14 protein-coding genes are annotated in these 17545 nt (G+C 36.8%); 6 read left to right on the forward strand and 8 right to left on the reverse strand.

What is annotated here, in order from left to right; genetic code table 11:
• Positions 1 to 75: 75 nt before the first annotated feature.
• Both ACFSQP_RS03390 and ACFSQP_RS03395 read right to left on the reverse strand, forming a co-directional pair.
• A complete protein-coding gene (locus ACFSQP_RS03390; RefSeq protein WP_376891774.1) occupies positions 76 to 2370 on the reverse strand; it encodes a type IA DNA topoisomerase in 2295 nt (764 codons plus the stop codon).
• 154 nt (positions 2371 to 2524) lie between these two features.
• A complete protein-coding gene (locus tag ACFSQP_RS03395; protein WP_376891776.1) occupies positions 2525 to 3442 on the reverse strand; it encodes a peptidoglycan DD-metalloendopeptidase family protein in 918 nt (305 codons plus the stop codon).
• A gap of 386 nt (positions 3443 to 3828) precedes the next feature.
• On the opposite strand from ACFSQP_RS03395, the gene ACFSQP_RS03400 reads away from it, so the two are divergent.
• Complete coding sequence (locus tag ACFSQP_RS03400; protein WP_376891778.1) at positions 3829 to 4932, forward strand: alkene reductase; 1104 nt, start codon at positions 3829 to 3831, stop codon at positions 4930 to 4932.
• A 67-nt stretch (positions 4933 to 4999) separates the two neighbouring features.
• Positions 5000 to 6049 (forward strand): NAD(P)-dependent alcohol dehydrogenase, encoded by a 1050-nt coding sequence (locus ACFSQP_RS03405; protein ID WP_376891779.1) that lies wholly within the window; start codon positions 5000 to 5002, stop codon positions 6047 to 6049.
• A 364-nt stretch (positions 6050 to 6413) separates the two neighbouring features.
• Here the strand turns inward: ACFSQP_RS03405 and ACFSQP_RS03410 are convergent, their stop codons facing one another.
• On the reverse strand, positions 6414 to 7358 hold the full coding sequence (locus ACFSQP_RS03410) for a hypothetical protein (RefSeq protein WP_376891780.1): 945 nt from the start codon (positions 7356 to 7358) through the stop codon (positions 6414 to 6416).
• 110 nt (positions 7359 to 7468) lie between these two features.
• Positions 7469 to 8803 (reverse strand): DEAD/DEAH box helicase, encoded by a 1335-nt coding sequence (locus tag ACFSQP_RS03415; RefSeq protein ID WP_376891781.1) that lies wholly within the window; start codon positions 8801 to 8803, stop codon positions 7469 to 7471.
• A gap of 159 nt (positions 8804 to 8962) precedes the next feature.
• Here ACFSQP_RS03415 and ACFSQP_RS03420 point away from each other — a divergent pair, with 159 nt between their 5' ends.
• The gene (locus tag ACFSQP_RS03420; RefSeq protein ID WP_376891783.1) at positions 8963 to 9349 is read left to right on the forward strand and encodes a DoxX family protein; all 387 of its coding nucleotides are present in this window, start codon (positions 8963 to 8965) and stop codon (positions 9347 to 9349) included.
• Between the two features lie 12 nt (positions 9350 to 9361).
• On the opposite strand, the gene ACFSQP_RS03425 is transcribed toward ACFSQP_RS03420, so the two are convergent.
• The 4 genes from ACFSQP_RS03425 to ACFSQP_RS03440 form a co-directional block, all read right to left on the reverse strand.
• A complete protein-coding gene (locus ACFSQP_RS03425) occupies positions 9362 to 9736 on the reverse strand; it encodes a DoxX family protein (RefSeq protein ID WP_376891784.1) in 375 nt (124 codons plus the stop codon).
• A gap of 216 nt (positions 9737 to 9952) precedes the next feature.
• Positions 9953 to 11353, reverse strand: coding sequence for a dihydrolipoyl dehydrogenase (gene lpdA / locus ACFSQP_RS03430; RefSeq protein ID WP_376891785.1), 1401 nt, complete (start codon positions 11351 to 11353; stop codon positions 9953 to 9955).
• Between the two features lie 164 nt (positions 11354 to 11517).
• Positions 11518 to 13101, reverse strand: a complete 1584-nt coding sequence (locus ACFSQP_RS03435; RefSeq protein ID WP_376891786.1) for a S41 family peptidase — start codon at positions 13099 to 13101, stop codon at positions 11518 to 11520.
• A gap of 56 nt (positions 13102 to 13157) precedes the next feature.
• The gene (locus ACFSQP_RS03440) at positions 13158 to 13616 is read right to left on the reverse strand and encodes an Lrp/AsnC family transcriptional regulator (protein WP_376891787.1); all 459 of its coding nucleotides are present in this window, start codon (positions 13614 to 13616) and stop codon (positions 13158 to 13160) included.
• 169 nt (positions 13617 to 13785) lie between these two features.
• Here ACFSQP_RS03440 and ACFSQP_RS03445 point away from each other — a divergent pair, with 169 nt between their 5' ends.
• The 3 genes from ACFSQP_RS03445 (at position 13786) to ACFSQP_RS03455 (ending at position 17479) form a co-directional block, all read left to right on the forward strand.
• Positions 13786 to 14985, forward strand: a complete 1200-nt coding sequence (locus ACFSQP_RS03445; protein ID WP_376891789.1) for an aminotransferase class I/II-fold pyridoxal phosphate-dependent enzyme — start codon at positions 13786 to 13788, stop codon at positions 14983 to 14985.
• A gap of 246 nt (positions 14986 to 15231) precedes the next feature.
• On the forward strand, positions 15232 to 16698 hold the full coding sequence (gene nhaC, locus ACFSQP_RS03450; RefSeq protein WP_376891791.1) for a Na+/H+ antiporter NhaC: 1467 nt from the start codon (positions 15232 to 15234) through the stop codon (positions 16696 to 16698).
• 142 nt (positions 16699 to 16840) lie between these two features.
• Entirely contained in the window at positions 16841 to 17479 is a 639-nt protein-coding gene (locus tag ACFSQP_RS03455) for a peroxiredoxin (protein ID WP_376891794.1), read from the forward strand.
• Positions 17480 to 17545: the final 66 nt, after the last annotated feature.

Below are 17545 nucleotides of genomic sequence, written 5' to 3' on the forward strand. Positions count from 1 at the left end.
TTATTAATAGACGGTAAAGTTATAGGTAACAAGCCGTTTTAAATATGATATTTATCACAATTTATAAAAAAAATCCTATTCTTTGTGGTTTTGAATAATATTGTAAACCAGTTCTTTAGTAAGTTTTTCTCCGTTTGCGCGTGCTCTTAAGGTTGGGAAGGGCAACAAAAAAGTACAATTTTTACCGTAATGGGTGCAGCCGTAGGCTGTTTTACCTTTAGCTATGGTGCCTGTTTTACATTTTGGACAATGTATAATGTCTGGAACGGCCAGTTGTTTGCTTTTTTTAGGTTCTAATACCAAGTTAAAATGAGCGTCAAAACGCAATAAGCCCTGGACGCTTCCTGCTTCCGTTTTAAAACCTTTTAAATTTACCGTGGATCCTTTTTGCAGCATACGAATAAACTGTTTTTCTGAAACCGTTTTGCCATGTACTTTAAAAGGCAGTACAAAGGTGCAACCGGATTTATAACTGGAACAGCCGTAGGCTGTTTTTCCTTTAATTAATTGGCCTTGCTTACATTTTGGACAGGTTTCGGCAGCTAAATCTGTTGTTTTTTTTGATGTTTTTTTTCTGGGTATTTCCTGCTTTTCGGCTGCAAATGAAATATTGGCACGTTGGGTTTCGCTACGGACTTCGTATACCAATTCGTCCACCATACGTTTCATATTTTTTATGAAGGTACTCGCTTTAAAAGTGCCTTTTTCAATATCCTTTAACTGCTTCTCCCAGGTTCCTGTTAGTTCGGCCGACTTTAATAAATCATTTTGAATGGTTTCAATTAACTGAATGCCCGTAGTGGTTGGTAAAACTTGTTTTTTATTTCTAGTAATGTATTTGCGCTTAAACAGTGTTTCAATAATATTTGCGCGCGTAGAAGGTCTTCCAATACCGTTATCTTTCATTAATTCTCTTAAAGCATCGTCGTCCACTTGTTTGCCAGCTGTTTCCATGGCGCGCAATAGGGATGCCTCTGTAAACTGGTTTGGTGGTTTGGTTTGTTTTTCTAAAAAAGAAGGTTCGTGCGGACCCTTTTCGCCTTCAACAAAGGCGGGAAGGGTATCGGGTGTTTTTTGTTCTTTTTCTGGATTTTCAAAGACAACCCGCCAGCCTTTTTTTAGTATTTCTTTCCCTGTTGTTTTAAAATTAACACTTGCCGCTTCTCCTATAACCGTGGTATTGGACACTTGGCAATCGTCATAAAATACGGCTATAAAGCGTTTTACGATACTATTGTAAACTAGTTGCTGATTGTATTGCAAGGTCATTTCTACACCTGTTGGAATAATAGCATGGTGGTCTGTTACTTTTTTATCGTTGAATACTTTTGTCGATTTTTTTATTTTTTTATCTAAAATAGGGGCAGTTAATGCGGCATATTTTGTTAACTTTTTTAAAATACCGGCTACTTTAGGATATACATCGTTGGGTAAAAAGGTGGTATCTACACGTGGGTAGGTAACTACTTTTTGTTCGTATAAGCTCTGAACTAATTTCAAAGTTTCATCGGCTGTAAAGCCAAATTTTTTGTTGCAATGTACTTGTAAGCCCGTTAAATCGAATAATTTTGGAGCATATTCTTTTCCCTTCTTTTTGGTTATTGAAATAATTTCAAAGTCCGATTCTTTTACTTTATTAGCTAGCACTTCGCCGTCAGCCATATTTAAAAAACGGCCCTCTTCGTAGCTAAAAAGTGTATGTCGGTATTGTGTTTGTAATTCCCAGTAGGGTTGGGGTTTAAAGTTTTCAATTTCTTTAAACCTATTTACTACCATGGCAAGTGTTGGCGTTTGTACGCGTCCTACAGATAATACTTGCTTGTAGCCGCCATGTTTTAGGGTGTATAAGCGGGTAGCATTCATACCTAAAAGCCAATCGCCAATAGCTCTGGAAAATCCAGCATAGTACAAATTATCGTAATCTGTTGCTGGTTTTAAGTTATCAAAACCTTCTTTTATGGCCTCTGTTGTTAGCGATGAAATCCATAAACGCTGCACGGGTCCTTTATAATTGGCTTGGTCTATTACCCAGCGCTGAATAAGTTCACCTTCTTGGCCAGCATCGCCACAGTTTATTACTAAATCGGCTTTTTGGAATAAGTTTTTTACAATTTTAAATTGCTTTTGAATACCCGAATTAGCAACCACTTTCGTTTTAAATTTCTCGGGGAGCATGGGTAAGTTATTTAAATCCCAACGTTTCCAATGCGGTTTATAATCGTTTGGTTCTAATAAGGTGCATAAGTGGCCAAATGTATAGGTTACTTGATAGCCGTTACCTTCAAAATAACCATCATGCCGCGTGTTTGCACCTAATACAGAGGCAATTTCTCGGGCAACACTTGGTTTTTCGGCAATACAAACTTTCACAATAACTGGTTTTTAACGAGCCTGCAAAGTACAGAATTTTATGAAAAAATAAACAGCTATTTTACAGGCATCATTACAAAAGTAAATAACAACAAGCAACAGTGTAAAGCAAGATAGTACCTGCTAATGGGCCTGATTAAGAAATGCAAACTAATTAAATAACCTGTAAGCGCTGACCAATTTTTAGAATAGCATTTTTCTGAATATTATTTAATTTACACAACGCACTGATACTCATATTAGTTTTTGCAGAGATTCGGGATAAGGTATCGCCGCGTTTTACCACGTAAATAGTTTTGGGTTTGCTGGCCTGTTTTAAAGCATCGGCCTCCGATGTTACAACGGCAACATCTGGTTTGCGTTTACTGTTAAATAATTCGGGGCGTGTCATGTCCTTTGTTATCCAAAGTTCTTTTGCGCGAATTTTGTTAGAATCGTTAAACTGAAGCAAGTATTCCGGATTAATTTGAATACCTTGGTAGCTTACCTCTAAATGTAAATGACTTCCTCGGGCATTACCAGATGCACCTCCTTTACCCAAGTAATCTCCGGCTTTTACAGTATCGTTTATTTTTACACCGTATCGCGATAAGTGTGCATACACGGTTTCCAAACCATTAAAATGACGCACCACAACTGTATGGCCGTGTCCGGAACTGTACTTGGCAAAGCGTATAATGCCATCAAACATGGCAAATAAACTATCGCCAGTTTCCAAATCGATGTCTATGCCTTTGTGCGCTCTACCTTTACGCCAGCCATAACGGGAGGTTATTACCTTATTTTTAGCAATGGGCGATACGTAACTAGAGTCGTTAAACTGTAAATGAATCGGGAATTTTAAATCGGTTTCGTAGGCAATAGTGAGTTTATTAGTATCCCAGTAATTGGTTGTAATATCGGCTGTTTCGGTAAGTGGAGCAGGGGCTTCTGCTTCGTAGGTTTCAAGCAAATCGTAGCTACTGGCAACAAATTTTCGTAAATTAGAAGATACGCCATTGGTGGCAATAATTTGTCCGAATGCCTGTATTAAAGGACATAAAAAAAATACAATATAAATAAACTTCCGCATACAAGTATCTGATTATAAAACATGCCTTAACGCCAAAAAGTGCCGTTTAGTATTTAAGGTGGCCGAAAATAGGAAAAATAATGAAACAAATTTTAAAATTAACCCTTGCTAGGCACCAAAAGCTAAAACCAACGCCTGTAATACGGAAATTCTAACCAATAAAAAATTACGAGTAAATTGGTGCTTTGTGCTTGATAATGAGTAGTTTAGGTATTTAAATAGATACAATAACTAGACATTAATTACAACAATTTGCAGAGGTTGTAATAAAACCTACATCATAATCTTAAGGAAAATTTAACAGCGGATTGGGCTTTAAGATGCACGTATCTGTTTTATGCTTTGTATTTTTACACAACTTAATTTTAAATACAATTCAATATAATATGAGTACCAAACAAGCCCTATTAGAACCTTATAAATTAACCGAAGACATAATTTTAAAAAACCGGGTCGTTATGGCTCCCATGACACGTAGTCGCGCAGATAACCCAGATAACGTACCCACAGAAGCATTAGAAGCCACGTATTACGAGCAACGCGCAACGGCAGGATTAATCATTACAGAAGGCTCGCAGGTTTCAAAAGAAGCCGTTGGTTACATAAATACACCTGGTATTTACACAGAGAAGCAAGTTGCAGGTTGGCAATTAGTTACTAAAAAGGTGCATGATGCAGGAGGTAAAATTTTTATTCAATTATGGCATGTAGGTCGCATGTCGCATCCCGATTTTCACGAAGGCAAATTGCCTTTGGCGCCCTCTGCTATTAATCCGAATGCTCAAACTTACACGCCGGAGGGTTTTAAAGACACCGAAACGCCAAAGGCTATGACCCAAGAAGATATTAACAGAACGATAGCCGATTTTAAACAAGCTGCCATAAATGCCATGGAGGCTGGTTTTGATGGTGTGGAAATTCACTCTTCAAACGGTTATTTGTTTCATCAGTTTTTTAGTGCTACATCCAATACGCGAACCGATGCGTATGGTGGCAGCATAGAAAATAGAGCGCGATTTTTCTTTGAAGTACTAGACGCTATCAAATCTGTTATACCAGAAAATAAAATTGGTGCCCGGTTTAACCCGTCGTTACACGGTATTTTTGGAATGACATTAGATGAAGAAAGCATACCAACTTTCGATTATATATTAGAAAAATTAAACGCGTATAATTTGGCTTATGTGCATATTTCTGAACCTTTTACAGATGTTTCAGAGGTGCCACACGCTGAAACTCAAATAGCTAAACGCTACCGAAAAATATATAAAGGCACATTAATGATTAATTCTAATTTTAATCAACAATCTGGAAATGCCGTTATAGAAAGTGGCGATGCCGATTTGGTTGCCTTTGGTAAACCTTTTATTTCTAATCCGGATTTGGTAGCACGTTTTGAAAAAAACATAGCTTTAACAGATTGGGACGAAGCCACCTTTTATGTACCAGGAAAAAAAGGCTACACCGATTACGAAAAAGTTACAGAATAGCCAAGCTAGACTGTAAATAAACGCCTTAAAAGTTAAGGTGTTTAATAGTAACCTAAAAACAAAACAAATGACAAATAATATAAAAGCTTATGGTGCAAGCAGTGCCCAAGCAAATTTAGAGCCAATGACTATTGCGCGTCGCGATTTAAAAGCTACCGACGTAGATATTGATATTCTGTACTGTGGCGTGTGTCATTCAGATATTCATACCGCACGAAATGATTGGAAAAGTACTACTTATCCTGTAGTGCCAGGCCATGAAATAGTTGGTCGTGTAAAGGCTGTTGGTGCCGATGTTACCAAATTTAAAGAAGGTGATTTAGTAGGAGTAGGGTGCTTGGTAGATTCGTGTCAGACCTGTCCAAGCTGTGCTCAAGATTTAGAACAGTTTTGCCAAAACGATAAAACGTACACCTATAATAGCGTGGATAAACATTTAGGCGGCCAAACCTATGGAGGCTATAGTACATCTATTGTTTGTAGCGAAGCCTTTGTTTTAAAAGTTCCTGAAAATATCGATCCAAAAGGTGCAGCGCCGCTATTATGTGCCGGAATAACTACGTGGTCGCCTTTACGCCATTGGAATGTTAAAAAAGGTGATAAGGTAGGTGTAGTAGGATTAGGCGGTTTGGGCCATATGGGTGTAAAATTTGCTAATGCATTGGGTGCCCACGTGGTTATGATAACAACATCGCCAAGTAAAGCCGCAGATGCTGAAGCTTTGGGAGCTCATGAGGTTTTAATATCAACAGATACTGAAGCTATGAAAGCGCATGCCAATAGTTTCGATTTTATATTAAATACCATACCTGTAGGACATGAAATGGACCCATATTTAAGTTTATTAGGTCTAGATGCTACCATGGTTTTGGTTGGCGCTATTGAAAGTATGAAACCCTTTCATGGCGGTAATTTGGTGTTAGGTCGTAAACGTGTAGCCGGATCGTTAATTGGTGGTATTAAAGAAACACAAGAAATGTTAGATTTTTGTGGGGAACACAACATTGTTTCAGATGTTGAAACTATTAACATAACCGATATTAATGAAGCTTACGAACGGGTACTTAAAAATGATGTTAAGTATCGGTTTGTTATAGACATGGCAAGTTTGAAGTAAAAGCTAAAGGGGAATGCAACCAAACGCATTCCCTTTGTTTAATTTATTCTATTTTACATAATATAAATTATGATACAATATATGTTTTTTAAATAATTTGATTTTCCTTATTTTGAGCATCGAATTTCAAATACCTGATTTTACGAGTTACTAGTTTATAAATCTATAATCTGACAAATTGCTTTAACATGTGCTACTTCAACAAGCTCTATTTATAATTTCTAAACACCAGGGTTTTTTAACTGCTGAAAACTTTCGTATTCTGAATAAGTATGCTTAAAATTTCAAATACGCGATTCTCACGAGTTACCATTTCAGAAAATATAAACCCAAAAAATCACTTTATAATTTATAAACGGCCCAACTAATCTAAATAAACGGTTGTTGTTTTAAGCATCCATTTGCCGTTTTCGAAAGCACTTTGAGTGGTTGTTATCTTATTAGGACCAGTTTTTTTGAATACATCAATAAGTTTCAAGTTTTTATGCACCGCTGTGTTTATAACAACCGGCTCTGCCAACAAGGTTCCGGTTACAGCATTATATATATACAATGTTTTGGTATTGGGTTTAATATCCCAATATCCTAATTCGTCGGCTCCATCGCTGTTTAAATCTTTTAAATTCTCTAAATCAGATTGGTATGAGTTTAAAACAACAATATTGGTTAATTTTGAACTACTAAAGGAAATAATACTATTGCACGGCCCGTTACAATTGGGTTGTTGCGAGGTGCTATTTATATCATTTTCAATAATTTCAGGTCCTATTACCGTTGCATAATCCGATAACCCATCGCCATCAAAATCGCCATAAACTTTCCTGTTTTTGGATATTATTTCTCTGGAAATTTCGGAATTTGGAAAAATGGGTGCATTTGTGTTTACGGCATCTTCTGCTAAGCCTTCTCTTAAAATTTTAAATTCGCCATTACGCAACATGGCGGAGATAAAAAATGGGTAATTTTCTTCAATATTGTTGTAGGAAACGCGCATAACAAAGGTTACCAAATAATTGGCGCCTTTTTTAGCAATAGTTATGTTGTTATTTAAAATTTCTTGCGTGTAATTCGGGAATTCTTGAAACAGTCTGTTTTTATCGGCCTGCACCTGAACCCGGGTACGTGCTTTTCCAAAATACGTAACGGTGGGCATATAAAGACTTTCCAGGTATGGGGCTTTAAGTTGGGTATGTAAGTTGTTCCATTGGGTTACAAAGTCACGCAAGTCTTTTTCGCCCTTCGGATTTACCTCATTACAACTACTAACAAATAAAAGCAATATGCAGGTAAGAACGGATAAATATTTCATAGAATTTATTCTTTTTAGGCTCTTCAATTTTAATTTAAAGATACAAGATTTTGAGGAAACATCCCCGTTTTTTTTATTAGTTCTGTACCTTATAGACATACTGAAAGCAGCTACGAATGTTTGGTTTTATGCTCTTTTTTGGTTGTTTCTATGCTCGTTTCCGCTAAATAATTTGCTAAAAGTTTTTCTACGAGTTCCTCTTTCGATAAATGATGAAAAATAGTTTTTACACGCGCTTTTAAATCGGCAGAAACTGTTTTATTTGGTTTTGTTTTAAAGAGTTTTTTAGCCCAAATAAGGGTGTTGTTTTCGGCAATACTTTGCGGATCGGCCTTTTTATATGTATGAAATTGAATACCCAGTTCTTGCTCAAAATCAGGAATATCTTGTTCTTCCTCTGCTTGTATAATGCTTAACGATAACCCACTGGCCCCTACTCTAGCTGTTCGGCCGCTTCGGTGTACGTAAGTTTCGTAGGTGTCGGGTAAATGGTAATGAACCACATAAGCCATGTTTTTAACATCTATGCCACGTGCTGCCAAATCTGTAGCTACTAAAATTTTAATATAACCATCCTTAAACTGCTGCATGACCCGATTTCGAATACTTGGAGCCAAACTGCCGTGCAAGGCACTTGCAGAAAATTTGTTTGCCGCCAATTTTTTGGCTAATTTGTTTACGGCTGCTTTGGTTTTACAAAAAATTAGTCCCTGTTGGCCGTCTTGCGTGTTAATAAAATGTAATAACACATCAAGCTTTTCAATAGGTTCAACTACAATATAGGCGTGCTCAATACCAGAGTGCCCCACTGTTTCCATATCGTTTTCTATATAGGTAACATGTTTAGACATATAGTTTTGAACTACTTGTTTAATGGTTCCGGGCATGGTTGCTGTAAATAGCAAATGTCTTCTGTTTTTAGGAAGTTTTTTAATAATAACATCCACAGCTTCTTTTAAAGCACTTATCATTTCGTCTGCCTCATCTAGCACCAGTTGGGCTACATGTTCCAGATTAATAGCGCCTCGCTCTATTAAATCTACTAGTCGTCCGGGTGTTGCTACTACTATATGCGTGGTTTTTTTTAAGCGCTCAATTTGTGGCTTTATGGGCACGCCTCCACAAAGTAAGGCTATTGAAATATCTGGACTGTTGCTGGCAAATGATTCTAAATTCGTAAAAATTTGCTGACTTAACTCGCGAGTGGGCGCCAAAATAATGGATTGAATATGGGTACTATCCGTATTAGTAAGTTGTAAAATAGGCAAACCAAAGGCTACCGTTTTGCCGGTTCCTGTTTTTGCTAAAACAACCGCATCGCTTGACGTATTTAATAAAACTGGAATGGTTTTTATTTGAATGGATGTAGGCGCGGTAATACCCAAGTTTTTTAAGCTTTCTTGAAGATCCCTTCTAATTCCTAACGCTGAAAATTGTTTTAACATATTTGTAATTTTCAACAAATATAAACACTCTTTTAAGAGCGGCGGGCATAAAACAACGAAACTAATTAGTGGGGTAAAATAGTTTTTTATGAATAAAGACGGTGTTTTGTGGCAAAAACCACGCTTTTTTATTGTAACCTTACATCGTGGTTATACTTTATGGCCATTTCAACTTTTAATGATAAGGTGCATTTTTTGGCAGTATTAATATGGTTTTCTAGTTTGGCATTCCTTTATTTTGGAATTAATTGCTTTGTTTCCAACTTTATAAAAACAGAATTTTTACGCTATGGGCTGCCTAAATACAGACAACTTACGGGTTATTTGCAAATTGCGGGTGCTTTAGGCTTGTTATATGGTTATTATTATAAGCCATCTTGGCTCCTAGCAGCTTCGGTTGGTTTAAGTATTTTAATGCTAGCAGGATTTGTAGTTCGCATACGCATTAAGGATAGTTTTTTTCAGAGCTTGCCAGCATGTTTTTTTGCGCTATTGCAAGCTAGTATAGCTGTATTTACCTACCTTATTCATTATAAACCCTTATAAAATTGCTTATTTTCAAGCTAAAATGGCTATTACTACGGTCATTACTAAAAACAAAAACGCAGGAAAGGATTTGTACAGTGGGTCTTTTATTTTAAGGTGCATGGCTATAGAACCGAGTAATAATAGTGCCAATCCTAAACTTCCTAAAAGGGTAAGGTTTTGAAATTGTATGGACACTAATAACACAAGTGCCAGACTTATTTTAAGAAACCCAATAATATAATACTGCGTTTTTGATAATCCGTAAACTTTAAACTCTTCCAATATTGTTTTTGCATCGCCGCCGCGCCATCTGGTTGGTTTGTTGAACTGTACCAACCACACGTTTAAAATGCTTAATGAAACAATAATTTTTAGGGTAATACTTAAATAATCTGTAAACTGCATAGTTGGTTTTTTAATTCATTTCCAACAATTTACAAAATTAACTTATAGCAATTCGGTTTTATTACTATTATATTTCTTACCGCTTTAAAATTAGAATAAATAGGCAATATACTGGCTAGAGATAACCTTATTAGAAAGCAAAAAACCACTTCAATACAGAAGTGGTTTTAATTATACTTTAAATTAGTTATCGCTTTTTACGACTATTTATAAGGTTTAAACGTGTAAAGCACGGTTTTCCGTAGCAGCTAAAGCAGCCTCTTTTACGGCTTCTGCAAAGGTTGGGTGGGCATGAGACATACGCGAAATATCTTCGGCAGAGGCACGGTACTCCATGGCCACAACAGCCTCCGCAATTAAGTCGGCTGCACGGGCACCTATCATGTGAACACCTAAAATTTCATCTGTGGTTTCATCGGCTAGAATTTTAACAAAACCGTCTAAATCCATACTCGCTCTACTTCTGCCCAAGGCACGCATAGGAAACTGTCCTGTTTTATAGGCTACACCAGCTTCTTTTAACTGCTCTTCTGTTTTTCCAACAGAAGCAACTTCAGGCCACGTGTAAACAACACCTGGAATTAAATTGTAATCTATATGTGGTTTTTGTCCTGCAATAGTTTCGGCAACAAACACACCTTCCTCCTCGGCTTTATGTGCCAGCATGGCGCCTTTTATAACATCGCCAATGGCATAAATATTTTTTGTACTTGTTTGTAAGTGCTCATTAACTTCAATTTGGCCGCGTTCATTCAGGTTTACACCCGCTGCCTGGGCATTTAAGCCTGCAGTATAGGGACTTCTACCAACAGAAACCAAACAATAGTCGCCTTTAAACGTAACTTCCTCTCCTTTTTTGTTTTCCGCTTTTACAATCACCTCGTTATCTATGCGCTCAACCGATTTCACTTTGTGCGAGGTATTAATTTTGAACTTTTGCTTTTTTAATACCTTGGTTAATTCTTTAGATAAACCAGAATCCATAGTTGGGATTATCCGGTCCATGTATTCTATAACAGAAACCTCTGCACCTAAACGCTTGTATACTTGCCCGAGTTCCAAACCAATAACACCACCACCAATAACAATCATGTGTTTTGGGATTTCTTTTAGTTTTAAAGCTTCGGTAGATGTTATGATACGGTCTTTATCCAGCTTAATAAAAGGTAAATTAGAAGGTTTACTTCCAGTGGCAATAATGGTATTTTTTGCTTCAATTTCTAATGATTTATCACCCGAAATTTCAATATGCGTAGCATCCTTAAAACTTCCCACCCCTTGGTAAACATCTATATTGTTTTTCTTCATCAGGAAATTTATACCACCAGTGGTTGTATCTACAACAGCTTGCTTACGAGCAATCATTTGTTTTAAATTCACCTTAATTTCTCCTGGAATATCGATACCATGCTCTTCAAAATGCTTGACAGCATCTTCGTAATGATGACTGGAGTCCAGTAAGGCTTTACTAGGTATACAGCCCACATTTAGGCAAGTTCCTCCCATGGTTGGATATTTTTCTATTATTGCTGTTTTTAATCCAAGTTGGGCGCAACGAATGGCTGCTACATAACCTCCAGGTCCCGAGCCAATAATGGCTACATCGTATGAATTCATAGTGTTGTTTCTTTAATTATAAAAGATTTTCTTTGGCACTGTAAATAGGCCGTTTTTTTTAACTACCACAAAAATACAAATGTTTTACAGGTAGACAATAAAAAAGATGTTGGATAATACAGGCGCATGCAAAGTTAACATGCTGCTGTATAGAAATGCATGTGCTAATGCTTATTAATGGCCTCCAATAGCCATTCAAGTTCGGGGTCGTTTTTGTTTACAATATCCTGCCAAGTTGGTTTTATAGACACGTCGGGTTTTATGCCATAGCCATCGGGTTCTGTTTTAAAAGGTGCTTCTATTTGCATAATACCTAAACGCACTTTTATACGGCTGTGTGGTAGGTTATAAATTTTAAATAGCCCAGCAACCGTTCCGTTATAAGCGCCTCCGGTTTCTTCTCCTATAAATGTTGCTAGTTTGTGCCCGTGAAGGTTAGTTGCCAATATAGCCGAGGCCGAAAAGGAATTACCATTTATTAGCACATACATATGGCCTTTAAAAGCCTTTTTAAATGGCGATTGCGTTTTGGAATAACGAAAACGGTAATAAATGGTGTCGTTAATTTTTTTTGTTTTAATTAGGTTATGCGTTGCAATAAACGGTGAAAACACCCCAGCTACTATTTTTAAGGATACGGGCGCGCCATTACTAAAGGCATAATCTAAAATGGGCAGTCTGCTAGTTACTTGACTTGGGTTTATAAATTGATAGTCCTCTCGGGCTAAAAAACGGAACAAATAAGCTATTTCCGAAATACGACCACCCCCATTATCACGTAAATCCAAGATTAAATGAGGTGTTTTTAAGCTATCTAGTAGCGCAAAACTTTGTTTGTAAAATCTTTTGTAATTACCGTTGCTAAAGGCTCTAATTTTCATGATAGCTACACTACTATCGGCTGGTGCAAAATTAAAGTTTCGGGTGTAAATGCCAGCTTCCTTCTCTAAACCGTAAATTTTATCGCGTTGGCGTTTTTCTCGAGCTATTTGTTTTTTCCGAAGTTTTTCTGTTCGGGTAAGTTGTTTTATGTTTTCTGTTACATGGGTTTTATTACTGCGTTCTGTTTGCGGGGTATCTTTGGGAATACGTCTAAACATGCGCGTAAACACCGAGTCACTTTTTTTGAAGGTAACTTGTAAGCTATCTGAAAAACCTTGATCTCGGAAATAGAGTTTGTGGAAGCTACTGCCAATTTGCCGGTTAAATAATGTGGTGTTGTAGCCGTCTGAAGCAAAAAGCGTTTTGTATTTTTCTATTAAAGTGGATACCGGGTCTCCCCCTACCGCCAAAACCTGGCTACCCAATAAAAGGGAGTCTGGTTTTGTGTTAGAAACATATAAGGCAGAATCTAGGTACTTAAATTCCAAATCATAAAATTCAAATTTGCTTTTGCCAAGCACGCGTCTTTCAGATTTTGTAAACCACTTTTGTGGCGGTGCTACGCCAATGTGGCCTTGTTTTACAGCCATTAAAACAGGTGCTAATTTTTCATAAAATTCAGCACTGCTTAACGGTTTGGAAATACTTAATTTTAAGCTATCAAATTTAAAATCTAATGCAGACTTACTTATGTATTGGTATAAACGCGGATGGTGTTTTTTTAGTTTTTTGTGCACGGCATCCACATCTTCATGCAAGTGCTGTACCGGATGCAAACTAGCAACCAACATATTGTGTTTTTTGACACTCTTGCAAGCGTTAAACAGTAAGAAGCACAGTGCTGCCAAAATAAGATGTGGTTTCATAAACACGTTTAAAATGGTTTTAATATAATTATAAGTAAGAAAGCGTAAAACTGTTATTACAAACGAATAGCAGTGGTATGCTTTACTTCATTAATTACAAACATACTGTGTGTACTGCCTATATGACTAATAGATGTTAATTTTTTAACCATAAAGTCCCTAAATTTTTCCATATCCTGTACCACTACTTTTAAAAGATAATCATAATCGCCACTTATATGGTAACAAGCCACAACCTCTTTTAAACTAGTAACTTCCCGCTCAAATTTTACAATATTATCTTGCGTATGTTGTACCAGTTTTATGTGGCAAAAGGCAACAAAACTTCTATCTATTTTGTTTTTATCTACTAGCGCTACATATTGCGCAATAACACCACTGCGCTCTAACTTTTTAATGCGTTCGTAAACTGCTGTAACAGATAGGTTTAATTTATGAGCGAGCTCTTTAGTAGTTTGTTTGGCATCTGCTTGCAAATAATGCAGCAACTGAATATCGGTAGTATCAAAAGTCATCTTTTTGGATAATTTTTCCTTTAAAAAACAATAATAATCATATTTAAAGAAACAGAATCTATAAAAGACTATTTTTTTAGTTTTATAGTTTAAATGATAGCATGAACATTGATTAATTATCTAAAATTTACGATTTTTACCATAATATTAATTTAAATTCCTGTAGCAAATGGCATTCAAACCAGCAAACAACATTCAAGATTTACAATATTTTGGCGAATTTGGGGGTGTAAACCCATCTATTTCCGATTCATCAACCTATACTTTTTTATCTGCAAAAACCATGTTCGATACTTTTGAGGGCAACGCAGATGGTTGTTATTTATATTCGCGTCACTCCACGCCTTCCAACCTTTATTTAGGGCAAGCGCTAGCGGCTATGGAAGGTACGGAAACAGCTAATGTAACCGCTTCTGGAATGGGTGCCATAACGCCGGTTATTATGCAGCTATGTGGCGCTGGCGACCACGTAGTGTCTAGTCGAACTATTTATGGTGGTACTTACGCGTTTTTAAAGAATTTTGCACCTCGATTTCAAGTAACAACTAGTTTTGTAGACATAACAAATTTAGAGGCTGTAGAGGCAGCTATTACTCCCACCACTAAAATTTTATATTGCGAGGCCGTAAGTAATCCATTATTAGAGGTTGCAGATATTGCAAGTTTAGCTGCAATAGCTAAAAAACACGATTTAAAGCTGGTAGTAGATAATACGTTTTCACCATTGTCTATTTCACCAGCACAATTAGGTGCCGATATTGTAATTCATAGTTTAACGAAGTTTATAAACGGTTCCAGCGATACCGTAGGCGGTGTTATTTGTGGTACAGAAGAATTTATAAACAATTTGCGCAACGTAAACGATGGCGCTTGCATGTTGTTAGGGGCTACTATGGACAGTTTGCGTGCTGCGTCGATATTAAAAAACTTGCGCACCTTGCATATTCGTGTAAAACAGCATAGTGTAAATGCACATTATTTAGCTGAAAAATTTGAAGCAGATGGCTTAAAAACTGTTTATCCTGGCCTAGCCTCGCATCCATCTCACAACATATTTAAAGCTATGATGAACGATACCTATGGCTTTGGTGGCATGCTTACTATAGATGTGGGTTCGTTAGAAAAGGCAAACGCTTTAATGGAATTAATGCAAGAAAAAAATCTTGGATACCTGGCGGTTAGTCTAGGATTTTACAAAACCTTATTTTCAGCTCCAGGAAGTTCTACATCCTCTGAAATTCCGGAAGAAGAGCAAAAAGAAATGGGGTTAAGCGATGGTTTAATCCGTTTCTCCATAGGTTTGGATGCCGATATTGAGCGTACCTATAAAATGATGCGTGAATGCATGACAACACTTAACATATTATAACGCCGTGTTGGTTGTTACTTACATATCAAGGAGTTTATTCACTAAACTCCTTTTTTTTGTTCAAAATTATATAAAGAGAGAGGTAAAAACATAAAATTCCATTTTTTAAGAAAAAGGTAATTTTGGGTAACATATATGATGCTAGCTCTGTTCCAACTAAAATATTAACAAAACAGAGCATAACAGGCATTTGCATACTTTATCTGAAAATCGTAACATTACAGCCCCAACAAATTCAAAAAACAGATGCAGAATGACAACACTAGCTCCAACATGGGATTGGAGGATGAAACAATAATTGAAAACAAAGAGTTGACAATTTGGGAAGCCTTAACCCCAGTACTATTGTTAATGTGTATGTTAGCTTACAATATATTTCTAGCCGATGGCGAAGCTTTAGGCGAATATTCCAATCAATTTATACTATTAATTGGTGCGGGAATTGCTGCTATAGTTGGTTTTTTTAACAAAGTTAAAATTCAGGCTATGGCAAAGGAGGTTTGGGAGAATCTTCAGAGTGTTTTTGTACCTATCATGATTCTTTTTTTAGTCGGTGCTTTGGCTGGTACTTGGCTTATAAGCGGCGTAATTCCTGCCATGGTTTATTACGGCTTACAAGTATTAAGTCCGGCTATTTTTTTGCCAGCTTCGGTTATTATTTGTGCCATTATTTCCATTGCTACTGGAAGTTCATGGACCACCGCGGCCACGGTAGGTATTGCGCTTATTGGTATTGGAAGTGCGTTGGGCATACCCACCGGAATGATTGCAGGTGCTGCTATTTCCGGCGCCTACTTTGGCGATAAAATGTCGCCATTAAGCGATACTACTAACTTGGCACCAGCCATGGCGGGAACCGATTTGTTTACGCACATTAGGTATATGGCTTTTACTACTGTTCCAACGGTTATAATAACCTTAATAGCTTTTACCATTATGAGCATGACTATAAACACAACTGGTACAGCCGATTTAAGTAGTTTATTACAAAGCATTGAGAGCACCTTTACCATCACGCCATTTCTTTTTATTGTACCATTGGTGGTTATTATTTTAATACTTCTAAAAACAAAACCACTAATAGCTTTGGGCGTGGGTGTTTTGCTAGCGGCTGTATTTGCTTTTATTTTTCAACCTAATATTCTGGATACGTTAGCAGAAAGTAAAATTCGTGCTACCATTAATGCCATTTTTACAGACACACAAATTGTAACCGATAACAGTAAACTAAACGATTTATTTGCGGCTGGAGGTATGAAAGGTATGATATGGACCATTCTTTTAATATGTTGCGCCATGTTTTTTGGCGGTGTTATGGATGCCATTGGCGCATTAGCACGCATTACTAAAGTGTTGCTATCCTTTGCTACAACTATTTTCGGATTGTTTGCAAGTACTGTTATAAGCTGTTTAGGTTTAAATACCATTGCAAGCGATCAGTATTTGGCTATTGTTATTCCAGGAAAAATGTTCAAAAAAGCCTACCAAGATAAAGGCCTAGCACCCGAAAATTTAAGTCGTACTTTAGAGGATTCTGGAACCGTAACCTCGGTTTTAATTCCTTGGAATACCTGCGGAGCATATCAAAGTAGTGTTTTAGGGGTATCCGTGGCAGATTATTTTGTGTACGCCATTTTTAACTGGTTAAGCCCTTTTATGACCCTATTTTTTGCGGCTATAAACCTAAAAATTAGAACGTTAAAAACTAAATAACGCTAAACTATTGACCTCTATCAAAACAATAGTTTAAAACTATACTTCAATAAGAAATTTGAATTTCAAAAACAGCATATAACGCTTGCTTGTTCCTATATTTGCATCAGAGTAATTAGTATTAACAATTAAATATAAAAACATGGCATTTGTAGGAAAAAAATTCCCAGATTTAAACGTAGACGCAATGAACGAAATGGGCGATACATTTAAATTAAACGTATTAGAAGAAGCAGTAAATAACAAGAAAAAAGTATTGTTGTTTTGGTATCCAAAAGATTTTACGTTTGTATGTCCAACGGAGTTACACGCTTTCCAAGAAGCATTAAAAGAGTTTGAAAAGCGTAATACTATTGTTATAGGTGCGTCTTGCGATACACCAGAGGTACATTTTGCTTGGTTAAACACAGCAAAAGACAACGGTGGTATTGAAGGCGTAACGTATCCAATATTAGCGGATAGCAACAGAAACCTATCTTCTACGTTAGGTATATTAGATATTACAAACGAGCAGTACAACGAAGAAACAGGTATTGTAACTGTTGAAGGAGACAACGTAACATACCGTGCTACTTACTTAATTGACGAGGAAGGAACGGTGTTTCACGAAGGTATTAACCACATGCCTGTAGGTAGAAATGTAAACGAATTTTTACGCTTAATTGATGCTTACGCGCACGTTCAAAAGAATGGCGAGGTTTGTCCAGCAAACTGGGAAGAAGGCAAAGACGCTATGCAAGCTAATGCTAAAGGTACAGCAGCTTATTTAGCTTCTCACTAAAGCACTTCTGTTAGGTTTTTTAAACCCAATATTTACAAATTTTTTAATCATTATAATTAAAGTCCT

Origin of the sequence: Bizionia sediminis (genome assembly GCF_042684585.1) — a bacterium.
In the GTDB taxonomy this organism is placed as follows: Bacteria; Bacteroidota; Bacteroidia; order Flavobacteriales; family Flavobacteriaceae; genus Algorimicrobium; species Algorimicrobium sediminis.